Genomic DNA, 16,594 nt, shown 5'->3' with positions numbered 1-16,594 from the left:
ATCCATGAAATCAAGGGATAGCAGAAGAAGAGGAGGAAGCTATGAGACGGGATAACCAGGCAGAAAGTCAGGGAGGGAAGGAGGTCACAATCCCTGTTGATACCGTGAGTCTCAAGGGGACTCTGGCGGTACCGGAGAGGGCGGGTGGCGTGGTCGTATTTGCGCACGGCAGCGGGAGCAGCAGGCTGAGCCCCCGCAATAACTACGTGGCTTCGGTGCTGCGCCAGGAGGGGATCGGCACCCTGTTATTTGACCTTTTGACCGAATCGGAAGATGAAGCCTATGAAAGGCGCTTTGATATCGAACTGTTGACTCAGAGACTGGTTGCCTCGACCCGGTGGCTGCAAGCGAGGCCGGAAATTCAGGGAATGCGGATCGGCTATTTCGGTGCCAGTACCGGAGCAGCGGCTGCACTCCGGGCGGCGGCCATCCTTGGTTCCTCTGCCGTCAGTGCAGTGGTATCACGAGGTGGCCGGCCTGACATGGCCTCTCCTGTGCTGTCGCAGGTAAGCGTGCCTACTCTGCTCATCGTCGGAGGAAAGGACCAGCCCGTTATCCTCCTGAATCGGCAGGCTTATACTGAATTGAAAGGAGAAAAAGAACTGGTGATTGTTCCCGGTGCCTCCCATCTCTTCGAGGAGCCCGGCAAACTGGAGGAAGTTGCACGGCTGGCAACCCGCTGGTTTAAACACTACCTGGATGGAACTGTGGCCGAATAAAAGGCAAGAGATAAAAGACAAAAGGCAAAGGATACCACAGAGACACAGAAGGCACAGAGAAACACAGAGAAAAGCAGAGGAGTGGGAGTGTTGGAGAGTGAGAGAGTGAAAAACGCTTGAGTTATCAGTTTTCAGTTTCTTACTGACCACTGACCACTGATCACTGTTTTTTAAGGAGAATGAGGCATTATGCCCAATGGACCAAAAGCATGGCAGCACTATGCTGATATTCTTGAACAACTGAAAACCTTTTTCCCCGTGCCAACATCCAATCCCATCATGGATGGCTACTTCGTTCATACGATCTCCAATTTTCTCGACCGGATTGACAGTCTCAAGTCCGCGGCCCCGATTCTGGGCCTGGAGCAGGAGAGGCGGTATGAGAACAGTTTCGAAAAGGGTTTTCCGGAAAAGATCAGTTCAGTGGAAGAGATGACCGGGCTTCTGGCCGATTACTGCCAGAGTATGATCATCTGGGCACATCCGAACTGTCAGGCCCAGGTCATTGCTCCGCCGACCATGCCGAGCATCATGGCCTTTATGGCCAGCGCCATCTATAATCCAAACATCCTCTCCGATGAATACTCGGGCCGGTTCGCGGAGGCCGAAGTCCAGGCCATTGCCATGCTCTGCGACCTTATCGGCTATGATTCAAAGCAGGCTGGCGGCGTCTTCACCTTCGGCGGCACCGGCACGATCCTCTATGGCTGCAAGATGGGTCTTGAAAAGCTCTTTGGCGGCCGGGCCATGCATGACGGAGTGCGTGAGGATGTCAAGATCGTGACCTCCGAAGCTTCGCACTACACGCGGCTCAATGTTGCCGGCTGGCTGGGAATCGGCACCAGAAATGTAGTGCCGATACCATCAACCGGAAATAATGAGATGTCATTGATCGATCTTGAAAATTATCTTCGCCGCGCATTCGAGCATGGAGAGAAGATCGCTGCCATTATCGCCACACTGGGCACGACCGATGCGTTCGGGATCGATGATCTGGCCGCCATCGTCCATCTGAGAGATCAACTGGCCGCTGAGTATAACCTGGAGCATCCGCCGCATGTCCATGCCGATTCGGTTATCGGCTGGGCATGGCTGGCCTTTCGCGATTATGACTTTCAAACCAACTCTCTCGGCTTTCGTGCACGGACACTCCGTTCGCTCCGTGACTCAGTCCAGCGGATCAGTGCCTTGTCAATGGCTGACAGTCTTGGTATCGACTTTCATAAAACCGGCTATGCACCCTATCTTTCCAGTGCGCTGGTGGTCAAAAACAGGAATGACCTGAACCTCCTGAGCCGTGATCCTGAACAGATGCCTTACCTCTACCGTTTCGGCCATTATAATCCGGGGATTTTTACCCTGGAATGCTCACGCTCAGGAGCAAGTGCCCTGGCTGCCCTGGCTAATATCAGGCTTCTTGGCAAGCAGGGGTATCGGACCATAATCGGGCACGTGGTGGAAATGTCTGAGATGCTGCGGGAGCGGCTGGAGAATTATCCCTTTGTCGAAGTGCTCAATGATTACAACTACGGTCCGGTTACTCTCTTTCGGGTTTATCCTGATGGAGTTGATCCGCACGAGGCTTTCCTGCGTGAGCAGACCGACCCCAAATACCGCAGGCAGCTTGAAGAGCACAATACCTATAATCGCGGCATCTTTGAACGCATCCATGACCGCGCGATGGCCGGGAAAGGCGTCCTGTTATCCTGGACGGATGCCTACCGGTATGCAAGCTACGATGACCGGCCCCCGATAGCAGCCATCAAGTCGTTTATCATGAGCCCCTGGACCGGCCTGGATGCCGTGGAAACCGTAGCCCGGCAGGTCGCCAGTATCAGGGAGCAGGTTTGACGGGGCAAATATTTCCCCTTTTATTTGACAGCAGGCCGTGAGCATGGTATCATTTCCCACTATAAGCACTCTTATCAGAACCCTAATGTGAGTGTCATAACAGGTGAGGGAAAAAACCGATGAACTCAGCAGATAGCAGGGATAAAGTTACGATAAAAATTCCCCGGCGATTATACGATGAAGTCAAGACCTTGATTTCAGGCACGGGCTTCAGCAGTGCCACAGAATTTATCGTCTATGTGATGCGGGACATTGTAGCCGGGGGAAAGCTGCAAAAGGAAGAGTCGATAGATTCAGAGGAGATGGAACTTATTCGAAAGAGGCTGCGGGCCCTTGGGTATATCAAATAGAATTTCCCGGCCAGGGCGAATTTGCTCGATACTTCAGCGCTCCATCAGCGATACATAAGGTAGAAAAGAGATACCCAACACCTTCATTTACTCAGGCTATTTAGGAGAAAGAAATGATTAAACCTCATGGAGGAAAGTTAATTAACCGTGTCCTGGATGGTGCAGCCCGGGAGGCGGCCAGAGAGAAAGCACAGAGTTTGCCAAGGGTTACTGTCGGTCAGGATACCCTGACTGACCTTGAAAATATCGCCCAGGGGGTCTTCAGTCCCCTGGAAGGGTTCATGAACCAAAAGGATTTTCAGAGTGTGGTCGATACCATGCGGCTTTCGAATGGCCTGCCCTGGACAATTCCCATCATGCTGGATGTGGAAAAGGAAATGGGGGACCGGCTGCAGGTTGATTCCGAGATTGCCCTGATCGATCCCGCCGGTGATGTTGCCGCGATCATGTACCTTGAGGATAAATATTCCTATGACCGGGAGCAGTTGGCCCGGCAGGTATTTAAAACTACAGAAGATAAGCATCCTGGGGTCAGGAAGGTCTATTCCATGGGTGAGGTTCTGCTGGGCGGCAGGATCGATCTGGTGAAAAAACAGCCCGATCCCTATGCCCGCTATAACCTGTCTCCCCGTGAGACCCGCCTCCTGTTCAAGGAAAAGGGATGGGATACGGTAGTCGCCTTCCAGACCCGCAATCCCGTCCACCGGGCTCATGAGTATCTGCAAAAATGTGCCCTGGAAGTGGTTGACGGGCTTCTTCTTCACCCCCTGGTCGGGGGAACCAAAAGCGATGACATTCCGACCGATATCCGGATACAATGCTATGAAGTCATTGTCAGTAAGTATTATCATCCGCAGCGCACCATATTTTCGGTCATGCCGGTCAATATGCGCTACGCCGGTCCGCGGGAGGCGATCTTCCATGCCCTGCTGCGCAAAAACTATGGCTGCACGCACTTCATCGTAGGCCGGGACCATGCCGGGGTCGGCAATTACTATGGAACCTATGATGCCCACTATATCTTCCGGGAATTCGAGCCGCAGGAGCTGGAGATCACGCCCTTTTTCTTTGAGCATGCCTTCTACTGCAAACAGTGTGGAGGTATGGCTTCCAGCAAGACCTGCCCCCACGACAGCAGCAATCACGTATTTCTGAGCGGAACCAAGGTCCGGGAAATGCTGAGCCGGGGTGAGATTCCGCCCAAAGAATTTACCCGGCAGGAAGTAGCCGAGGTTTTAATTGCAGGACTGCGGCAAAAACAGCAGCAGTAAAGTTAGCAGAAGCACAGCAATAAGAATTCAAACGGCAATGAGCGAAAAACTGATTTTAATCAACTGAGGAGGCATGATATCCATGGGATGCCAAGGGGTATACAGCAATAATATGGAGCAAAAAGGATTCACCCTCTGGTTTACCGGTTTATCCGGAGCGGGAAAAACGACCATAGCGCAGAAAGTTGAGCAGGCTTTGCGGGATCGGGGCCTCAAGGTGGAAATGCTGGACGGCGACGTGGTCCGCACGAATTTGAGCAAGGGACTGGGTTTCAGCAAGGAGGACCGGGACATCAACATAAAACGGATCGGCTTTGTCTGCAAGCTCCTGACCCGGAATGGTGTCATTGCCATTGCTTCGGCCATTTCCCCCTACCGGGAGGTCCGCGACTACAACCGCCGGGAGATCGGAGACTTTGTCGAGGTTTTCGTCAAATGCCCGCTCGAGACGTGCATTGAGCGGGATGTCAAGGGCTTATACAAAAAGGCCCTGGCCGGTGAGATCAAAAACTATACCGGAGTTTCCGACCCGTATGAAGATCCGCTGAATCCGGAAGTAACCGTGGAGACGCACCGGGAATCGGTTGAAGAAAGTACGGCCAAGGTACTTGCCAAATTGATGGAGCTTGGATACATCCCGGCTCTGGCTGCAGGCGACAGCGATATCGAAGAGGATGCTGCCGGGGAAATCTATACTGAGGAGGAGGAGGAGAAAGTCAAGCAGCGGCTGCGGGATTTAGGATACATTTGATATGGCCTGGATAAAGAAAGCACATGGAGGCGCACAGAAAAAAAAGGTCCTGGTTATCGGACTTGACGGCGTTCCCTATACCTTCCTGACAAGTCCGAGAAATGCAGGCAAGTTTCCCAGAATGCAGGCCCTCTTTCAGCAGGGGGCCTTTCACCGGATGCGGTCGGTTATCCCGACCATCTCGTCGGTGGCCTGGTCATCCTTTATGACCGGCAAAAATCCGGCCAAGCACAATATCTATGGATTCATCGACCGCAAGCCCAACCCCTTCGAGCCCTTCATCCCTACGGCAATCAACATGCAGGCTCCGACGCTCTGGCAGATTCTGAGCCAGGCTAAAAAGCGGGTTACGGTGATCAATGTGCCGGTTACCTACCCGCCAAAGCCGGTGAACGGGATTCTCATCGGCTGCTTTTTGGCCACCAGGCTGGACAAGGCCGCCTATCCGGCCTCGATCGTCCCCAAGCTCAAGGAGCTGGACTACCGGATCGACGTTGATGCCTGGCTGGCCAGGAAGGACAGGAAAAAGTTCCTTGAGGAGCTGCACGTGGCCCTGGAGCGGAGAGTGGCTACGGCCAGGTACTTCCTTGAGCAGGAGGAGTGGGACTTTTTTCAGGTGCATATCATGGAAACCGACCGGATCAACCACTTTTTCTGGGATGACTGGGAAAAAGAAGACCCTCAGTTTGGCCCTGAGTTTACCCGCTATTACCAGAAGATAGACCGCTATGTCGGTGAAATCCACGACCGGTTTGTAGAACCGAATCCTGACGTGGAATTTATCCTGCTGTCTGACCACGGATTCTGCTCCATCAGGCAGGAGGTTTATGTCAATCAGTGGCTCAAGGAGAAAGGGTGGCTCAGATTCACCAGCGATAAGGCCGCATCTTTGAAAGAGATGCATCCTGATACCACTGCCTACAGCCTGATTCCGGGCAGGATCTTTCTTAACGTGCGGGGCAGGGAATTCTGCGGCCGGATAGAGCCGGGCGAAGAGTATGAGCGGGTCCGCCGTCAGCTTGCCGAGGCGATCATGGACATGAAAGATCCGGCAAGTGGGGAGGCAATTCTAAGCAAAGTGGTGACCAGGGAGGAAATCTACCACGGCCCGTATCTGGCTCAGGCCGCAGACCTGGTGGCCATTCCCAGGGACGGATATGACCTGAAAGGGAATATCGACCAGGCCAGTCTGATTGGCCGCAGCGAACTGACCGGGATGCACACCTATGATGATGCCTTCTTCTACCTGAAAGGGAAAAGCATAAACGAACTCGGCTTCGACATCCATGCCCTTGCCCCGACCATCCTCAAGCTGATGGGTGTGCCCATACCACAGGATATGGACCGGAAGCCGCTGCCGGTGGAGGGGGTGGAGTAAGGGAGCTTTTGCAAAATAGCTTCCCCATATTGAGGATGGTAAGCTTATCCAATCCCTTCCCCTTGAGGCAGGGAGCCCCTGTGGCAGGGGAGGTTAGGTGGAATGGCACTTACAGAAGCCAAGTTTGTGCTCAGTGAAGGCCTTCTTAAATACGCGGCTAATTATTATCAACTGCGGCGGTACCCACAGTATGGGGTGGCCGCTTTGGACTGCGGTGGCACGACACCGCTTTCCTTGGCGTTGTTATGCCAGGATATGCTGTGTGCCAGGAAAGCGGCCTCTTACGCAGGGAGCCCCTGTGGCATCCGCACTCCAAAGTAGCTACCGCGTCTCCTCCTCCATACAGTCTAAATGCCTGTCTATCTCCCTGAGTGTATCATTCAGACCCTCTCCATTACTACTTCACCATCTCTGACATACTCGCTCATAATCGAGGTCCCACTTTCTAATTCTTTCGTCGTCATGGTGATAATATCGAGAGGCAGCATAAATTTTTTCATAGTCATAATTTCAGCATCTTTGGTCAAGATCGCTCTTTCAAAGATGTCTTTGTTTGAAAAATCCTCCGAAATGATCGCAATATCCACATCACTTTCTTCAGTAGCTCTCCCTTTAGCCTGAGAACCAAAGAGAATAATCTTTGAGATAGTTAGTCCTCTCTCTCTCAGGCACTGTTCTAAAAATCCTATCGCTTCATAAACTCTATCTTGAGCCATTGTAATACTTCCTTCCCTCGTTCGATTATGTCCCTTGTTCTTGCTTCATTGTAATCTTTGAGCATTCTCTGAAGGTCATCTGGATAGCGTGTAGGAACGCTTAACCTGCTTAAGGTAAAGAGAGAATCGTATAAATTATCAGGCAGTTGGATCATAATTCTTTCAACAAGATAAAGCAGATTATGTGTCTTTGGTGGGAGGTTGCCGGTTTTTTGAGTATATAGCCCTTTCAACGCCTTTTCTATAGATAGATGACACATAAATACAGCATAGATGTACCTCCCATTTCTAAACATAAACTATAGCATTATCCATGTCATAATCAGCCTGCCTTAGCCATTCGTCAGGATTTTGAGCCATGCTTTTCTCCTCATTTCTTATAGATGGCTTCACGCCGGAGTTGTTCGGGAGCCAGCCAGCCTGCCTTATAACCACCGAACGGTAATTGCCGGATGTCTGTTATGTGAGGAGGTTGAGGAACATCAGAATTGTGAAGCAAAACAATAATATCCACCTCACCGGGTGGTAAATCGGGGGCTACCACGTGAATAACCCCTTCCTTACTGATAGTAGTATGAATGACTTTTGCTTTCATTGGCTTTCCCTTATTTATGATTATGCTCATGTTTATATTATTTGTTAACAGTGCAAAGATCCCAGCAAAGACAAGGGTAGAAACCACTAAAGATCAAATCCGGGTCTACACGAAAGTAAAGACATCCATACAAATAGACCTTACAGGCGTTGCCTCTCCGTGAACCATCCGCCGAATCTCTTCTGTTGTCTCACGGCTAAAAGTTTCCTCTCCGCAACGCAAACAAACTATTGCTGGAATGTGCTCAACTAGTACAGGCTTATCATCAATCTGAAACATTTCGTTTACAAAATCTTCTTTCCCCTCAGTTGAGCCGCATACATGGCATCGAAACATAATCTTACCTCCGTTTTGAGTAATTAATCCACTCATTTTTATTCGGTTCATAAATTGTGATGATCTTGACCAGGTCTGAATCAACATACGATACCTGTATATGCAGTGGACGTCCATTTTCCGTAAATCCTAACAGCAGACAACTCGGAAAGTATTTATCATCAGGATAATCTTCAATGATTCTCGCATGTCCTCCGGCCCACTTTATCTCCAATTCGCTGATATTGCGTTCAACCGCTCGCTTGAAAGCATGCCGGCTAAATTCAAACTGACCCAAGGATAATTGTCTCATAATCTTTTCAAGCGATTTCATTCATCAGTTCCTATACTGTAGTCTGCCCATTTATAGCTCCTTTATCATAACATTTTTCCTCCATCTCATACCACTTGTACCACTTGGGGTCAGCCCTTGACATTTTTAACAGGAACGTCAAATGTCAAGGGCTGACCCCAAACAAATGCATAAATACAGCATAGATGTACCTCCCATTTTTATTGGCTCTCCCTTATTTATGATTACGCTCACATCCAGCATCGGTGAGTGCACCAAGTTTCAGATTTTCTTGGAAATAGTGAATTCATGGTAACTTCTCATCATTTCTGCGGTACTCGTAGCACCTTACCATAGTATCAAAGCTCATATTGGTCATCACGGCATTATCTGGAATCAGAATATACTTCCAGGGCTTCCCTCCGTGCTGGGTGGTGAATTCTGTTGCATACCTGCAATACTCAAGGGCTGCCTGGGCTTTTCCCTCAACCTCTCTCGAGTCGATGGTTGCTTCTCTCTTTGTTTCGATCAAGTAAATTGTATCTTTTGATTCTGCCACAAAATCGGGATGGTACTGGTTTGTGGGTTTCCAGTATATACGGAATTGATTAGGGGCAGGCCGCAGCCATTTTAATACGGATTTATCCTGCTCCAGGATAATAGCGAAGTCTTTTTCAGGTTTAGACTCAAACTTATAGAACCTATGACAAGCCTTTGTAAAACCCGTGAATATCTTCCTTGGGATATCCCTGGCAGGTGTAATGGTCTGTGTATAGTGATAGATACTATCTTGGGTATCCTTTGAAAAATTATGTTCTTCTATTTTGGTAAATGGTTTTACGATAGGTTTCTCAAAGCCTATCTTTTCACAGTAAAAATGCTGCATCAACTGCGAGTAAATATATCGGCCAATCTCTTTCTTATGAGCTGGGACAACATTATTGGTTACGGTATCTTCATCGAGATAGGTCTTGAATTTTTCAACTGCCTGCCCTGCCAGTTTGAACAATAAGTCTGCCTGGGCATCATAGTTCACTTCTGGATAATCAATAAGCTCATTCACGATAACGTGTTCAGGACTATCGAAAATAATTCTTCCCCGTCCTGTGATAATATCAAGGCCATCTTCCTGCTCACGAAGGGTTTTTCTCAGAATTTCTTCTGATACGGGTTGGTAATTCAGGTTTTTCGTATCAAGGTCGAAATCATGGAATCCTGCGCGTATCCGTGCGCTTGGCTGGATCATGATTCTTGGAATTTCGATCATGTTCTGAATGTAGTCAGCTACTACAGTTTCATAAGCTGCCTCAGCCTCCTTCACAATTTCTTCAGCGAACAGTTTTTGCTGCGGCTCGCTATATATTCTCTCTCTTATTTTCTCAACGACAATCTGTTTAATTTCCGCTTTTGTCAGTTCATTGATATTGCTTACCTTATCGTTGAGTTTCGGAAGAGTCTCAAGAATCTTTTTCTGCACTTCCAGGTTGATCTGAGCTTTCTGTTTTTGCTCAGGCTGTGAAATACTTTCAATCCTCTTCCGTTCCTCCTCAAGTTTTACCTCGATGTTTGAAACCGAAGTGATAACCTCTTTCCTCTGGTTTATTTCCTGCTCGTCAATTTCTATAATGTTTTCCCGTCTGATGATAGAATCCGGCTTATTGGCTTCATCAATTATTTCCTGAAATTTATCGTGGGCTACAATCGTGAGTTTATCTACCTTGTTGTACCCTGTTCGTTGCCTGTAGGGCAGCCGTAATCCTCTGCCTATGGTCTGCTCCCTCAAGGTCATTGAAGCAGCAGTTCTCAAGGGAATGATTGTATAAAGGTTGGTTACATCCCATCCTTCTTTCAGCATATTAACGTGGATTACTATCTCTATGGGATTGCCTGGGTTTTCCAATGATATCAACTGGGCGATATTTTCCTCTTTCTCGCTTCCTGTCTGGCTTGAGTGAATTTCCATTACCTTATCAGCATAATACCCGTCAAAAAAAGCGGGTGAGGCAATTAATTCTTTGATGGCTCCGGCATGGTTTGTATCCTTGGCCACAACCAGGACAAAGGGCTTGACCTGTTTCACTTTGTTATCCCTTGCATAAATATCCAAAGCAACTTTGGTATCCTCATGAATACGGACACCATCTTCCAGCTTTATCCTGTCCAGATCCTCAGCGGAATAATGGGTTGGATCAAAATCTCTGCGAGTAGCCACAGCAGGCTCTTTCACGAAACCATCCTGAATAGCCTTGGCCAGGGAATACTCATACACTACGTTTTTAAACTTGATCGCTCCCCCATTCCGCTCCACTTGGGGAGTAGCGGTAAGTTCCAGCCCAAGAACGGGATTCAATTCATTGATGACCTGCATCCCCCGATCAGCTCGATAGTGATGGGATTCATCCATCAATAAAACAAGATCATTAAGATTGGAAAGGTAGTTGAAATATGACCATCCCAAACATTCTGAGAGCCTCTTGATCCGTGGTTCTTTGTTGCTCCTGGTCTCTGCATTGATTTTGGAAATATTGAAAACATTGATATGGATCTCAGAATTAAATAGAGCCATTTGTGAAGCGGATTGGTAATTATCGCCAGTGATTACCCGTGGTTGGTTATTTACAAACTCCCCAATACCGCGAAATACGTATTTTGGATTACTGGGGTCGGAGAAATCACCTATTAACTTGTTATAAATAGTGAGATTAGGTGCCAGTACAAAAAAGTTCTTTATCCTTTTGGCCAAATAGAGATAGGTAATAAACGCACCCATCAGACGGGTTTTTCCTACTCCGGTAGCCAATGAAAAGCACAGGGAAGGAAAATTCCTCTCGAAATCGGTACAGGTTGGATAGTCGGTTCTGACCTTTTCAAGCTCTGCACCGAGGTCTGCATCTTTTTTCAGGAGTAATTTTTCAACTAAATCGGCCAGTATATATAAGCTCTTCTCTTGTGGAGCTCTCAGGCTTAAACGGTTCCTTATGGTATTGGCAATGCTGTTCATTTCTCAATATCTCCCTGTTTAAGGCCATTATTGTTCAGTCACAGATACTCATCTGCTTCCGAGAGGTCTTCTTTTTTTCTTTTGCTGGATCTCTCTCAAAAGCAGGACCAGAAGAGGCAATTTCCGGAGTTTCTGCATCAGTAGACATACTAGGTATATTGATAATATGGAGGCTGTAATCCTCTTTTCCAAATTCGCAACGGCCAAGCAGCATATTGGGAATTTTTTTAACGTTTATATTGGTATGTCGATTTTTACAGTCTTCCTGAAAAGAAGTGCAGCATATAAGGAGACTCTCCTCTGGCTGCATCTGCTCATGGATATCATCCAGGATCTCAACCGTGATAAACTGGGTGGTGGTGAAAATAAAGTCCTTTTCGGTTGATTTCCCCTGCTTCCAATAAATTTGCTCATCAGGGCAATATTTAAAGCTTTCATGTTTGGCCATAGCAGCAGCCAGCATATCGGCATTATAACGCTCTTCAATTATCCAATTGCCGTATTTATCCTTTTTCAGGAGACTTGGAGCTAAATAGTAATATTTGAATCCGCCGCCACCCTGCCAGTTAACGGATTTTGAGATACCACCCAGATCCGATCCATCTACGACTTTTTTTAAGCGAGGCAGGCAATGGGTATGGCAATGATCACCAAGCTCTATGCCTATCCATTTACGTCCCATCTTGTGCGCAACAGCAGCCGTGGTGCCGGAACCGAGGAAGGAGTCGAGAACCCAGTCGCCTTTGCTTGCGGCTATATGTATGATTCGTTGAAGTAATGTTTCCGGTTTGGGAGTATCAAATAACTTCCCATCAGAAAACATTTGTATAAGTGCCTTTTTGGCATGATCATTAGTTCCTACTTCTTCTGCGGTCCAAAGTGTTTGTGGTGTCAGGCCAGAATTCGCATCAGAAAGCAACTTTTTTATCCTTGGAGCTCCATTACCGTTTTTCCCAAACCAGCTTCCGGCAAAGGGAGTGATTTACACTGCTCGATAGTGCAGCGGGCCAAGGGATGGCCTATTCGATAGGTATGAGCATCTATAGCGTTCTTTCCGAGCTTATACAGGCCAGGGTAAATATTTTCGTTCGGAAAGGGGTTCTGATTCAAGGTAAAGGAGTGGTCAACATTATTAAAACAGGCGTAGGGTTCAAGGAAAAACCTGGTAATCTGCCAGAGCCAATCCTCATACCGAGACAAATATACCTTACTCTCCTGTAGGTTAACTCTCAATTTTTCATTTACTTCCTCATCGAAATTCTCCAGCAGCTTTTGTCTTGTGGTTTTCATCCTGTCTTCAATCTGCTCTTCCAGATCTCTCTGTAACTGATCGAATGAGTCCTGTATCTCCTGGGGTGTTCTACAACTTTGGTAAATCTGGGCAATCCGCTTTTCAAAATCAACTCCCGATTCAATGCTTCCCAGAACTTCATCACTTGCCCCAAAAACGCCGCTGAAGAGTTTGAACTTTTCATCCAAAAGCCGGTAAACTCTCTGATCTGCCTCATTGTTCTTATTGAGAAAATTTACCACTACCACATCAAACTCCTGCCCGTAGCGGTGACACCTGCCAATCCTTTGTTCAATGCGCTGGGGATTCCAGGGCAGGTCGTAGTTGACCACTAAAGAGCAAAATTGCAGATTAATGCCTTCGGCGGCTGCTTCGGTAGCTATCATGATAACCGCCTCGTCTCTGAAATAGTCTACTATGGCAGCTCGCATATCAGCGGCTCTGGAGCCTGTGAGCCTGTCCATTCCTTTATTGCGGTCAATCCATCTTTGATAAATCTCATGGGCTCGCGGATCGGTATTGGAGCCATTGAATAGGACTATCTTCCCCTTATATTCTGTGTTCTCCAGGATGTTTCTTAAATACTTCTGGGTCCGCGTTGACTCGGTAAAGATGATTGCTTTTTTACGGCCCCCAAGCCGCTCTGTTTCTGCAAAACCTTTTTTGAGAGCGGTCAGGAGGACATCCCCCTTTGAATTCCGAGTAATAGACTGGGCGAGCCGCTGGAATTCTTTCAAATCAGCTATCTCTTTCTTGATTTCTTCAATTTCTTCCAATGAATACTGCCTTGGGTTATTATTATTGGCAGCAGCAATAGCAGGATTAGCATTGGCCGTAGCAGCAACAGCGGTAAGAGGCTGTTCTCCATTACCATCCTCTTGCCCGTCATCCTGCCCATTCTCCTGCCATTCATCTTTTATTTCATTATAGGCTTCAAAATCATATAAGATTTTATCCTCGTAATCTTCCTGGTCCTGATTATTTTGCCTCTGGATAATATCCTCAAGTTTCGTGGCTAAAGCATCCAATGTCCCTGAAATAGCGAAAGTTGATGAGGCCAGTAGTCTACGTAGGATTAAGGTCATCAGTTGCCTTTGGCTTGGCGGAAGGGCATATAAATTTTCCCGCTGCAAATATCCTGAAACCAGATCATAGAGTTTTTGCTCATCAGGTGATGGGATAAACTCCTGGGTAATTGCCGTTCTGTTCGTATATTTGATGTATTCCAAAACCTGCCTTCGCAGTGTTCTTTTACATATTGGCTTTAACCGTTCCTTAAGAGCACCAAAGGCTTCATCCCCTGCCACCCTGGAGAATTGGGCCTTAAAGCTTTTCAGATCCCCAAAGGTATAGTCATCAATGACACTGACCAGGCCGTATAATTCCAGCAGTGAGTTTTGGAGCGGTGTTGCGGTGAGCAGAATTTTGGGAGCGTGAGCAACGGCGTCTTTAATGGCATTGGCAATTTTATTGGATGGCTTGTATACATTCCTTAACCGATGCGCCTCATCTATAACCACCAAATCCCAATTAATGTGCCGGATATAAGCACTTTTGGCCTTTGCAAAGTGGTAAGAGCAAATGACTATCTCTTCATGATCGAAGGGGTTTATTTTCCCGTCTTTTATCGCCTGGTTGAATGAGGGAGTTTCTAAAATGATGGAGGGAAGAAAAAACTTGTCGGATAATTCCTGATACCACTGTTTCCGGAGGCTGGACGGTACTATGATTAAGATTTTTCTCTTCCTCTCAGCCCATTTCTGGGAGATAACCAGACCCGCCTCAATGGTTTTCCCCAGCCCTACCTCATCAGCCAATATCGCCCCCCTGGAAAGCGGAGAGCTGAACACAAACAAAGCAGCCTCAACCTGATGGGGGTTTAGATCAACCTGAGCATCTAAAAGGGAAAAGGTCAGCTTCTGTAAGCTGTCAGACGAACTGCGCTTTGAGAGTTCAAAGGCGAAATATTTTGCATGATAATCGGTAATCATCAGACCAATAAGTTGGTTAGTGGACAAGATTGGTAAATTGATAAAATAACTTCTATCATTTTGAAAATGATACTGCAAATTAGGGTTACGCGCAAGAAATATGTTTATTGCTCATGCCTAGATTTTATGCTCCGATCAGAAAATTAAGTGCTTTACTATTTGAATTACCCCACTCTGATCACCTTGTCGCTTTGATCATATCAATAAATATGGGAAATATAACTTTAATGGAGTTTTTATACACTTGCTATCATGACCCTTAATTTCACGATGTGCCATCGAAAGAAAATCATCCTCTTTGGCTCATATGCCAGAGGTGATTTTACCCAGGAGAGTGACCTTGATTTATTTATCATTAAGGAAAGTAAAGAATCCAGCCGGATCATGAGACGGAAAGTAGATGCTCTGCTCTGGGGAAGGCGGTTCCCGGTGGATATAATCGTGCGAAAGCCTGAAGAAGTTGAATGGAATTTCCGGGCGAAAAACCCATTTTATCTTTACCATATCTTTAAGGATGGGAAAGTAGTTTATGAGAAAGAGTAAAGCAGCCTATGGCCAGGAGTGAGGAAGAGATAAGACTGGTCGATGCCTGGTTGAAATTCGCGCGGGAAAATCTCGCCCTTGCACACTCAGGGATGAAAGAAGATTTTGCACCCTGCCATACAATCTGATTTCTGTGTCAGGGGAGCTCAGAGAAGTACTTGAAAGCATTTTTGATATGGAAACAATGGGAGTTGAAGATATTATTAGGTGCATTTGCCCCCTTATGGTGTAAAACAGGGGACTGATTCCGGTAAACTAAAACTGTCCTCCCTTGAACCTCAAGGGGGAGGAGAATTTGGGATGCTCCCATGCAAGCTGGGAACATTTGTATTCACATTTTTAAGATCTTCTCCTTGCTGATGTCCCAGACCAGGGAAAGAGAGGGATTTTTAATATGCCAAATAGGTGATTGATCCATCGGGTCAAGGAAAATCCTCCATACCCTCTCGGAATCAGGCTGCCGGACCATCCGGTAAGTCTAAAGGCCAGGCACTTATTCTTGCCCGCCTGCGGGCTCATGCCGCTGCCTGCAGCCCGGCTTCTGCTTTTGCCTGCAAGGCGCCTTTTGCTCTCCCGCCAGAATCCGGTGCAAGGTAAAATGGCCGCCGGTAAGCCATTGGGTCAGAAGCCAGAACCCAAGCTCCCGGGGTAAAAACGGGCGAAATGACGTGATAACAAACTTATTTCCTGCACCGACCTCACCGGGCGAGGAAGAGCAGGCACCTGCTCCCTTGCGGTTAGTTCCGGGTGAATAGTACCCGCCGTCAGGTCTTGAATTATCTCTGCATCCACGCAGAGGAGATCCAATCCGTTTACAATGAACGGGATATGAGCTGAATTGGCTGGATAGATTCAAACCGATTTGTATAATTGGCTTAAAAGGGATAAAATATAAGGTAACTATTGCTGCTGTAATTCTCTTTTAAGGAGGAGCAATCATCATGTTAAAAAGAGGTGCCCAGGTTCTCGAAGAAGCTTTATCTCTTCCGCCTGGAGAAAGAGCCGAGTTAATTGATAAACTTTTATCCAGTCTCGATTCGCCTTCTCGCCAAAGAATAGATGAGTTATGGGCACAGGAAGCCGAGGACCGTCTCGACGCATTTGAACGGGGGGAAATCGAAACGGTCTCTTCTCAGGAAGTTTTTGATGAGATTGATAAGATTATTAAGAAGAAGATATAATGGACGTTGAATTTCTTAAACCTGCCCAAGCAGAACTTATCGAAGCCGTTGGTTATTATAATGCACAAAAAGAAGGGCTTGGCTTTGAATTCGCTGAGGAAGTTAAAGAAACCATCGAAAGAATCATTCAATATCCTGAAGCGTGGTCATTGATTTCCCAGAGAACCCGCCGTTGCAGGACTAAAAGGTTTCCATACGGGATTATCTATCAGATACGAGGTAATACCATTCTCGTTATAGCCGTCATGCATCTTCATCGGGAACCTCGATCGTGGAGGGGGAGAGTTAACTAACTTATGGCAACCTCTCAAGTGCTTATAATTACGGGGATTGTAGGGGGCGGTAAAGA

Annotated in this window: 20 protein-coding genes and 1 pseudogene; 11 read left to right on the top strand and 10 right to left on the bottom strand. The window is 47.2% G+C overall.

Annotation, left to right across the window (positions count from 1 at the left end; genetic code table 11):
- The first annotated feature begins 41 nt into the window (after nucleotides 1-41).
- The 7 genes from AB1611_16945 (at nucleotide 42) to AB1611_16915 (ending at nucleotide 6,641) form a co-directional block, all read left to right on the top strand.
- Complete coding sequence (locus tag AB1611_16945) at nucleotides 42-719, top strand: dienelactone hydrolase family protein (GenBank protein ID MEW6381274.1); 678 nt, start codon at nucleotides 42-44, stop codon at nucleotides 717-719.
- A gap of 189 nt (nucleotides 720-908) precedes the next feature.
- Nucleotides 909-2,570 carry a pyridoxal-dependent decarboxylase gene (locus tag AB1611_16940; protein MEW6381273.1) on the top strand — a complete coding sequence of 554 codons (1,662 nt, stop codon included), beginning with the start codon at nucleotides 909-911 and terminating at the stop codon, nucleotides 2,568-2,570.
- Between the two features lie 119 nt (nucleotides 2,571-2,689).
- Entirely contained in the window at nucleotides 2,690-2,920 is a 231-nt protein-coding gene (locus tag AB1611_16935) for a CopG family transcriptional regulator (protein MEW6381272.1), read from the top strand.
- 113 nt (nucleotides 2,921-3,033) lie between these two features.
- A complete protein-coding gene (gene sat, locus AB1611_16930; protein ID MEW6381271.1) occupies nucleotides 3,034-4,191 on the top strand; it encodes a sulfate adenylyltransferase in 1,158 nt (385 codons plus the stop codon).
- An 82-nt stretch (nucleotides 4,192-4,273) separates the two neighbouring features.
- Nucleotides 4,274-4,942 carry an adenylyl-sulfate kinase gene (gene cysC, locus AB1611_16925; protein MEW6381270.1) on the top strand — a complete coding sequence of 223 codons (669 nt, stop codon included), beginning with the start codon at nucleotides 4,274-4,276 and terminating at the stop codon, nucleotides 4,940-4,942.
- A 1-nt stretch (nucleotide 4,943) separates the two neighbouring features.
- On the top strand, nucleotides 4,944-6,320 hold the full coding sequence (locus AB1611_16920) for an alkaline phosphatase family protein (GenBank protein ID MEW6381269.1): 1,377 nt from the start codon (nucleotides 4,944-4,946) through the stop codon (nucleotides 6,318-6,320).
- A 102-nt stretch (nucleotides 6,321-6,422) separates the two neighbouring features.
- On the top strand, nucleotides 6,423-6,641 hold the full coding sequence (locus AB1611_16915; GenBank protein MEW6381268.1) for a hypothetical protein: 219 nt from the start codon (nucleotides 6,423-6,425) through the stop codon (nucleotides 6,639-6,641).
- A gap of 59 nt (nucleotides 6,642-6,700) precedes the next feature.
- Here AB1611_16915 and AB1611_16910 read toward each other — a convergent pair whose 3' ends face one another.
- The 6 genes from AB1611_16910 to AB1611_16885 form a co-directional block, all read right to left on the bottom strand.
- Nucleotides 6,701-7,036 (bottom strand): nucleotidyltransferase domain-containing protein, encoded by a 336-nt coding sequence (locus tag AB1611_16910; protein ID MEW6381267.1) that lies wholly within the window; start codon nucleotides 7,034-7,036, stop codon nucleotides 6,701-6,703.
- Nucleotides 7,006-7,296, bottom strand: a complete 291-nt coding sequence (locus AB1611_16905) for a HEPN domain-containing protein (GenBank protein MEW6381266.1) — start codon at nucleotides 7,294-7,296, stop codon at nucleotides 7,006-7,008. The genes AB1611_16910 and AB1611_16905 overlap by 31 nt, the downstream gene beginning before the upstream one ends.
- A gap of 110 nt (nucleotides 7,297-7,406) precedes the next feature.
- Nucleotides 7,407-7,631 (bottom strand): hypothetical protein, encoded by a 225-nt coding sequence (locus AB1611_16900; GenBank protein MEW6381265.1) that lies wholly within the window; start codon nucleotides 7,629-7,631, stop codon nucleotides 7,407-7,409.
- 105 nt (nucleotides 7,632-7,736) lie between these two features.
- Nucleotides 7,737-7,967 (bottom strand): YgiT-type zinc finger protein, encoded by a 231-nt coding sequence (locus AB1611_16895; protein MEW6381264.1) that lies wholly within the window; start codon nucleotides 7,965-7,967, stop codon nucleotides 7,737-7,739.
- Between the two features lie 4 nt (nucleotides 7,968-7,971).
- Nucleotides 7,972-8,280, bottom strand: coding sequence for a DUF4258 domain-containing protein (locus AB1611_16890; GenBank protein ID MEW6381263.1), 309 nt, complete (start codon nucleotides 8,278-8,280; stop codon nucleotides 7,972-7,974).
- A 265-nt stretch (nucleotides 8,281-8,545) separates the two neighbouring features.
- Nucleotides 8,546-10,288, bottom strand: coding sequence for a hypothetical protein (locus tag AB1611_16885; GenBank protein ID MEW6381262.1), 1,743 nt, complete (start codon nucleotides 10,286-10,288; stop codon nucleotides 8,546-8,548).
- A 75-nt stretch (nucleotides 10,289-10,363) separates the two neighbouring features.
- Between AB1611_16885 and AB1611_16880 the strand changes: the two genes are divergently transcribed.
- Complete coding sequence (locus tag AB1611_16880) at nucleotides 10,364-10,648, top strand: hypothetical protein (protein MEW6381261.1); 285 nt, start codon at nucleotides 10,364-10,366, stop codon at nucleotides 10,646-10,648.
- Here the strand turns inward: AB1611_16880 and AB1611_16875 are convergent.
- The 3 genes and pseudogenes from AB1611_16875 to AB1611_16865 all read right to left on the bottom strand — a co-directional run bounded on the left by AB1611_16875 (nucleotide 10,607) and on the right by AB1611_16865 (nucleotide 14,521).
- Nucleotides 10,607-11,239, bottom strand: a pseudogene (locus AB1611_16875) (DEAD/DEAH box helicase family protein). The gene AB1611_16880 and the pseudogene AB1611_16875 overlap by 42 nt on opposite strands.
- Nucleotides 11,240-11,273: 34 nt before the next feature.
- On the bottom strand, nucleotides 11,274-12,158 hold the full coding sequence (locus tag AB1611_16870; protein MEW6381260.1) for a site-specific DNA-methyltransferase: 885 nt from the start codon (nucleotides 12,156-12,158) through the stop codon (nucleotides 11,274-11,276).
- A 5-nt stretch (nucleotides 12,159-12,163) separates the two neighbouring features.
- On the bottom strand, nucleotides 12,164-14,521 hold the full coding sequence (locus tag AB1611_16865; GenBank protein ID MEW6381259.1) for an SNF2-related protein: 2,358 nt from the start codon (nucleotides 14,519-14,521) through the stop codon (nucleotides 12,164-12,166).
- A gap of 252 nt (nucleotides 14,522-14,773) precedes the next feature.
- On the opposite strand from AB1611_16865, the gene AB1611_16860 reads away from it, so the two are divergent.
- Nucleotides 14,774-15,064, top strand: a complete 291-nt coding sequence (locus AB1611_16860; GenBank protein ID MEW6381258.1) for a nucleotidyltransferase domain-containing protein — start codon at nucleotides 14,774-14,776, stop codon at nucleotides 15,062-15,064.
- Between the two features lie 493 nt (nucleotides 15,065-15,557).
- On the opposite strand, the gene AB1611_16855 is transcribed toward AB1611_16860, so the two are convergent.
- Entirely contained in the window at nucleotides 15,558-15,920 is a 363-nt protein-coding gene (locus AB1611_16855; protein MEW6381257.1) for a hypothetical protein, read from the bottom strand.
- An 85-nt stretch (nucleotides 15,921-16,005) separates the two neighbouring features.
- Between AB1611_16855 and AB1611_16850 the strand changes: the two genes are divergently transcribed.
- Nucleotides 16,006-16,245, top strand: coding sequence for an addiction module protein (locus tag AB1611_16850; GenBank protein ID MEW6381256.1), 240 nt, complete (start codon nucleotides 16,006-16,008; stop codon nucleotides 16,243-16,245).
- Nucleotides 16,245-16,538: a type II toxin-antitoxin system RelE/ParE family toxin gene (locus AB1611_16845; protein MEW6381255.1), complete on the top strand. Its 294-nt coding sequence runs from the start codon at nucleotides 16,245-16,247 to the stop codon at nucleotides 16,536-16,538. Before AB1611_16850 ends, AB1611_16845 begins: the two co-directional genes overlap by 1 nt.
- The last annotated feature ends 56 nt before the right edge of the window (nucleotides 16,539-16,594 follow it).

The organism is bacterium, assembly GCA_040755755.1.
In the GTDB taxonomy this organism is placed as follows: Bacteria; SZUA-182; SZUA-182; order DTGQ01; family DTGQ01; genus DTGQ01.
This window is presented reverse-complemented; position numbering and strand designations above follow the sequence as displayed.

What these genes read in the sequence shown, in the direction of transcription:
- AB1611_16895 (MEW6381264.1), bottom strand. Translation starts at nt 7,967, where the DNA reads ATGTTTCGATGCCATGTATGCGGCTCAACTGAGGGGAAAGAAGATTTT.
- sat (MEW6381271.1), top strand. Translation starts at nt 3,034, where the DNA reads ATGATTAAACCTCATGGAGGAAAGTTAATTAACCGTGTCCTGGATGGT.
- AB1611_16920 (MEW6381269.1), top strand. Translation starts at nt 4,944, where the DNA reads ATGGCCTGGATAAAGAAAGCACATGGAGGCGCACAGAAAAAAAAGGTC.
- AB1611_16865 (MEW6381259.1), bottom strand. Translation starts at nt 14,521, where the DNA reads ATGATTACCGATTATCATGCAAAATATTTCGCCTTTGAACTCTCAAAG.
- AB1611_16905 (MEW6381266.1), bottom strand. Translation starts at nt 7,296, where the DNA reads ATGTGTCATCTATCTATAGAAAAGGCGTTGAAAGGGCTATATACTCAA.
- AB1611_16900 (MEW6381265.1), bottom strand. Translation starts at nt 7,631, where the DNA reads ATGAAAGCAAAAGTCATTCATACTACTATCAGTAAGGAAGGGGTTATT.
- AB1611_16945 (MEW6381274.1), top strand. Translation starts at nt 42, where the DNA reads ATGAGACGGGATAACCAGGCAGAAAGTCAGGGAGGGAAGGAGGTCACA.
- AB1611_16880 (MEW6381261.1), top strand. Translation starts at nt 10,364, where the DNA reads ATGAATACGGACACCATCTTCCAGCTTTATCCTGTCCAGATCCTCAGC.
- cysC (MEW6381270.1), top strand. Translation starts at nt 4,274, where the DNA reads ATGGGATGCCAAGGGGTATACAGCAATAATATGGAGCAAAAAGGATTC.
- AB1611_16860 (MEW6381258.1), top strand. Translation starts at nt 14,774, where the DNA reads ATGACCCTTAATTTCACGATGTGCCATCGAAAGAAAATCATCCTCTTT.
- AB1611_16940 (MEW6381273.1), top strand. Translation starts at nt 909, where the DNA reads ATGCCCAATGGACCAAAAGCATGGCAGCACTATGCTGATATTCTTGAA.
- AB1611_16850 (MEW6381256.1), top strand. Translation starts at nt 16,006, where the DNA reads ATGTTAAAAAGAGGTGCCCAGGTTCTCGAAGAAGCTTTATCTCTTCCG.
- AB1611_16915 (MEW6381268.1), top strand. Translation starts at nt 6,423, where the DNA reads ATGGCACTTACAGAAGCCAAGTTTGTGCTCAGTGAAGGCCTTCTTAAA.
- AB1611_16845 (MEW6381255.1), top strand. Translation starts at nt 16,245, where the DNA reads ATGGACGTTGAATTTCTTAAACCTGCCCAAGCAGAACTTATCGAAGCC.
- AB1611_16890 (MEW6381263.1), bottom strand. Translation starts at nt 8,280, where the DNA reads ATGAAATCGCTTGAAAAGATTATGAGACAATTATCCTTGGGTCAGTTT.
- AB1611_16935 (MEW6381272.1), top strand. Translation starts at nt 2,690, where the DNA reads ATGAACTCAGCAGATAGCAGGGATAAAGTTACGATAAAAATTCCCCGG.
- AB1611_16910 (MEW6381267.1), bottom strand. Translation starts at nt 7,036, where the DNA reads ATGGCTCAAGATAGAGTTTATGAAGCGATAGGATTTTTAGAACAGTGC.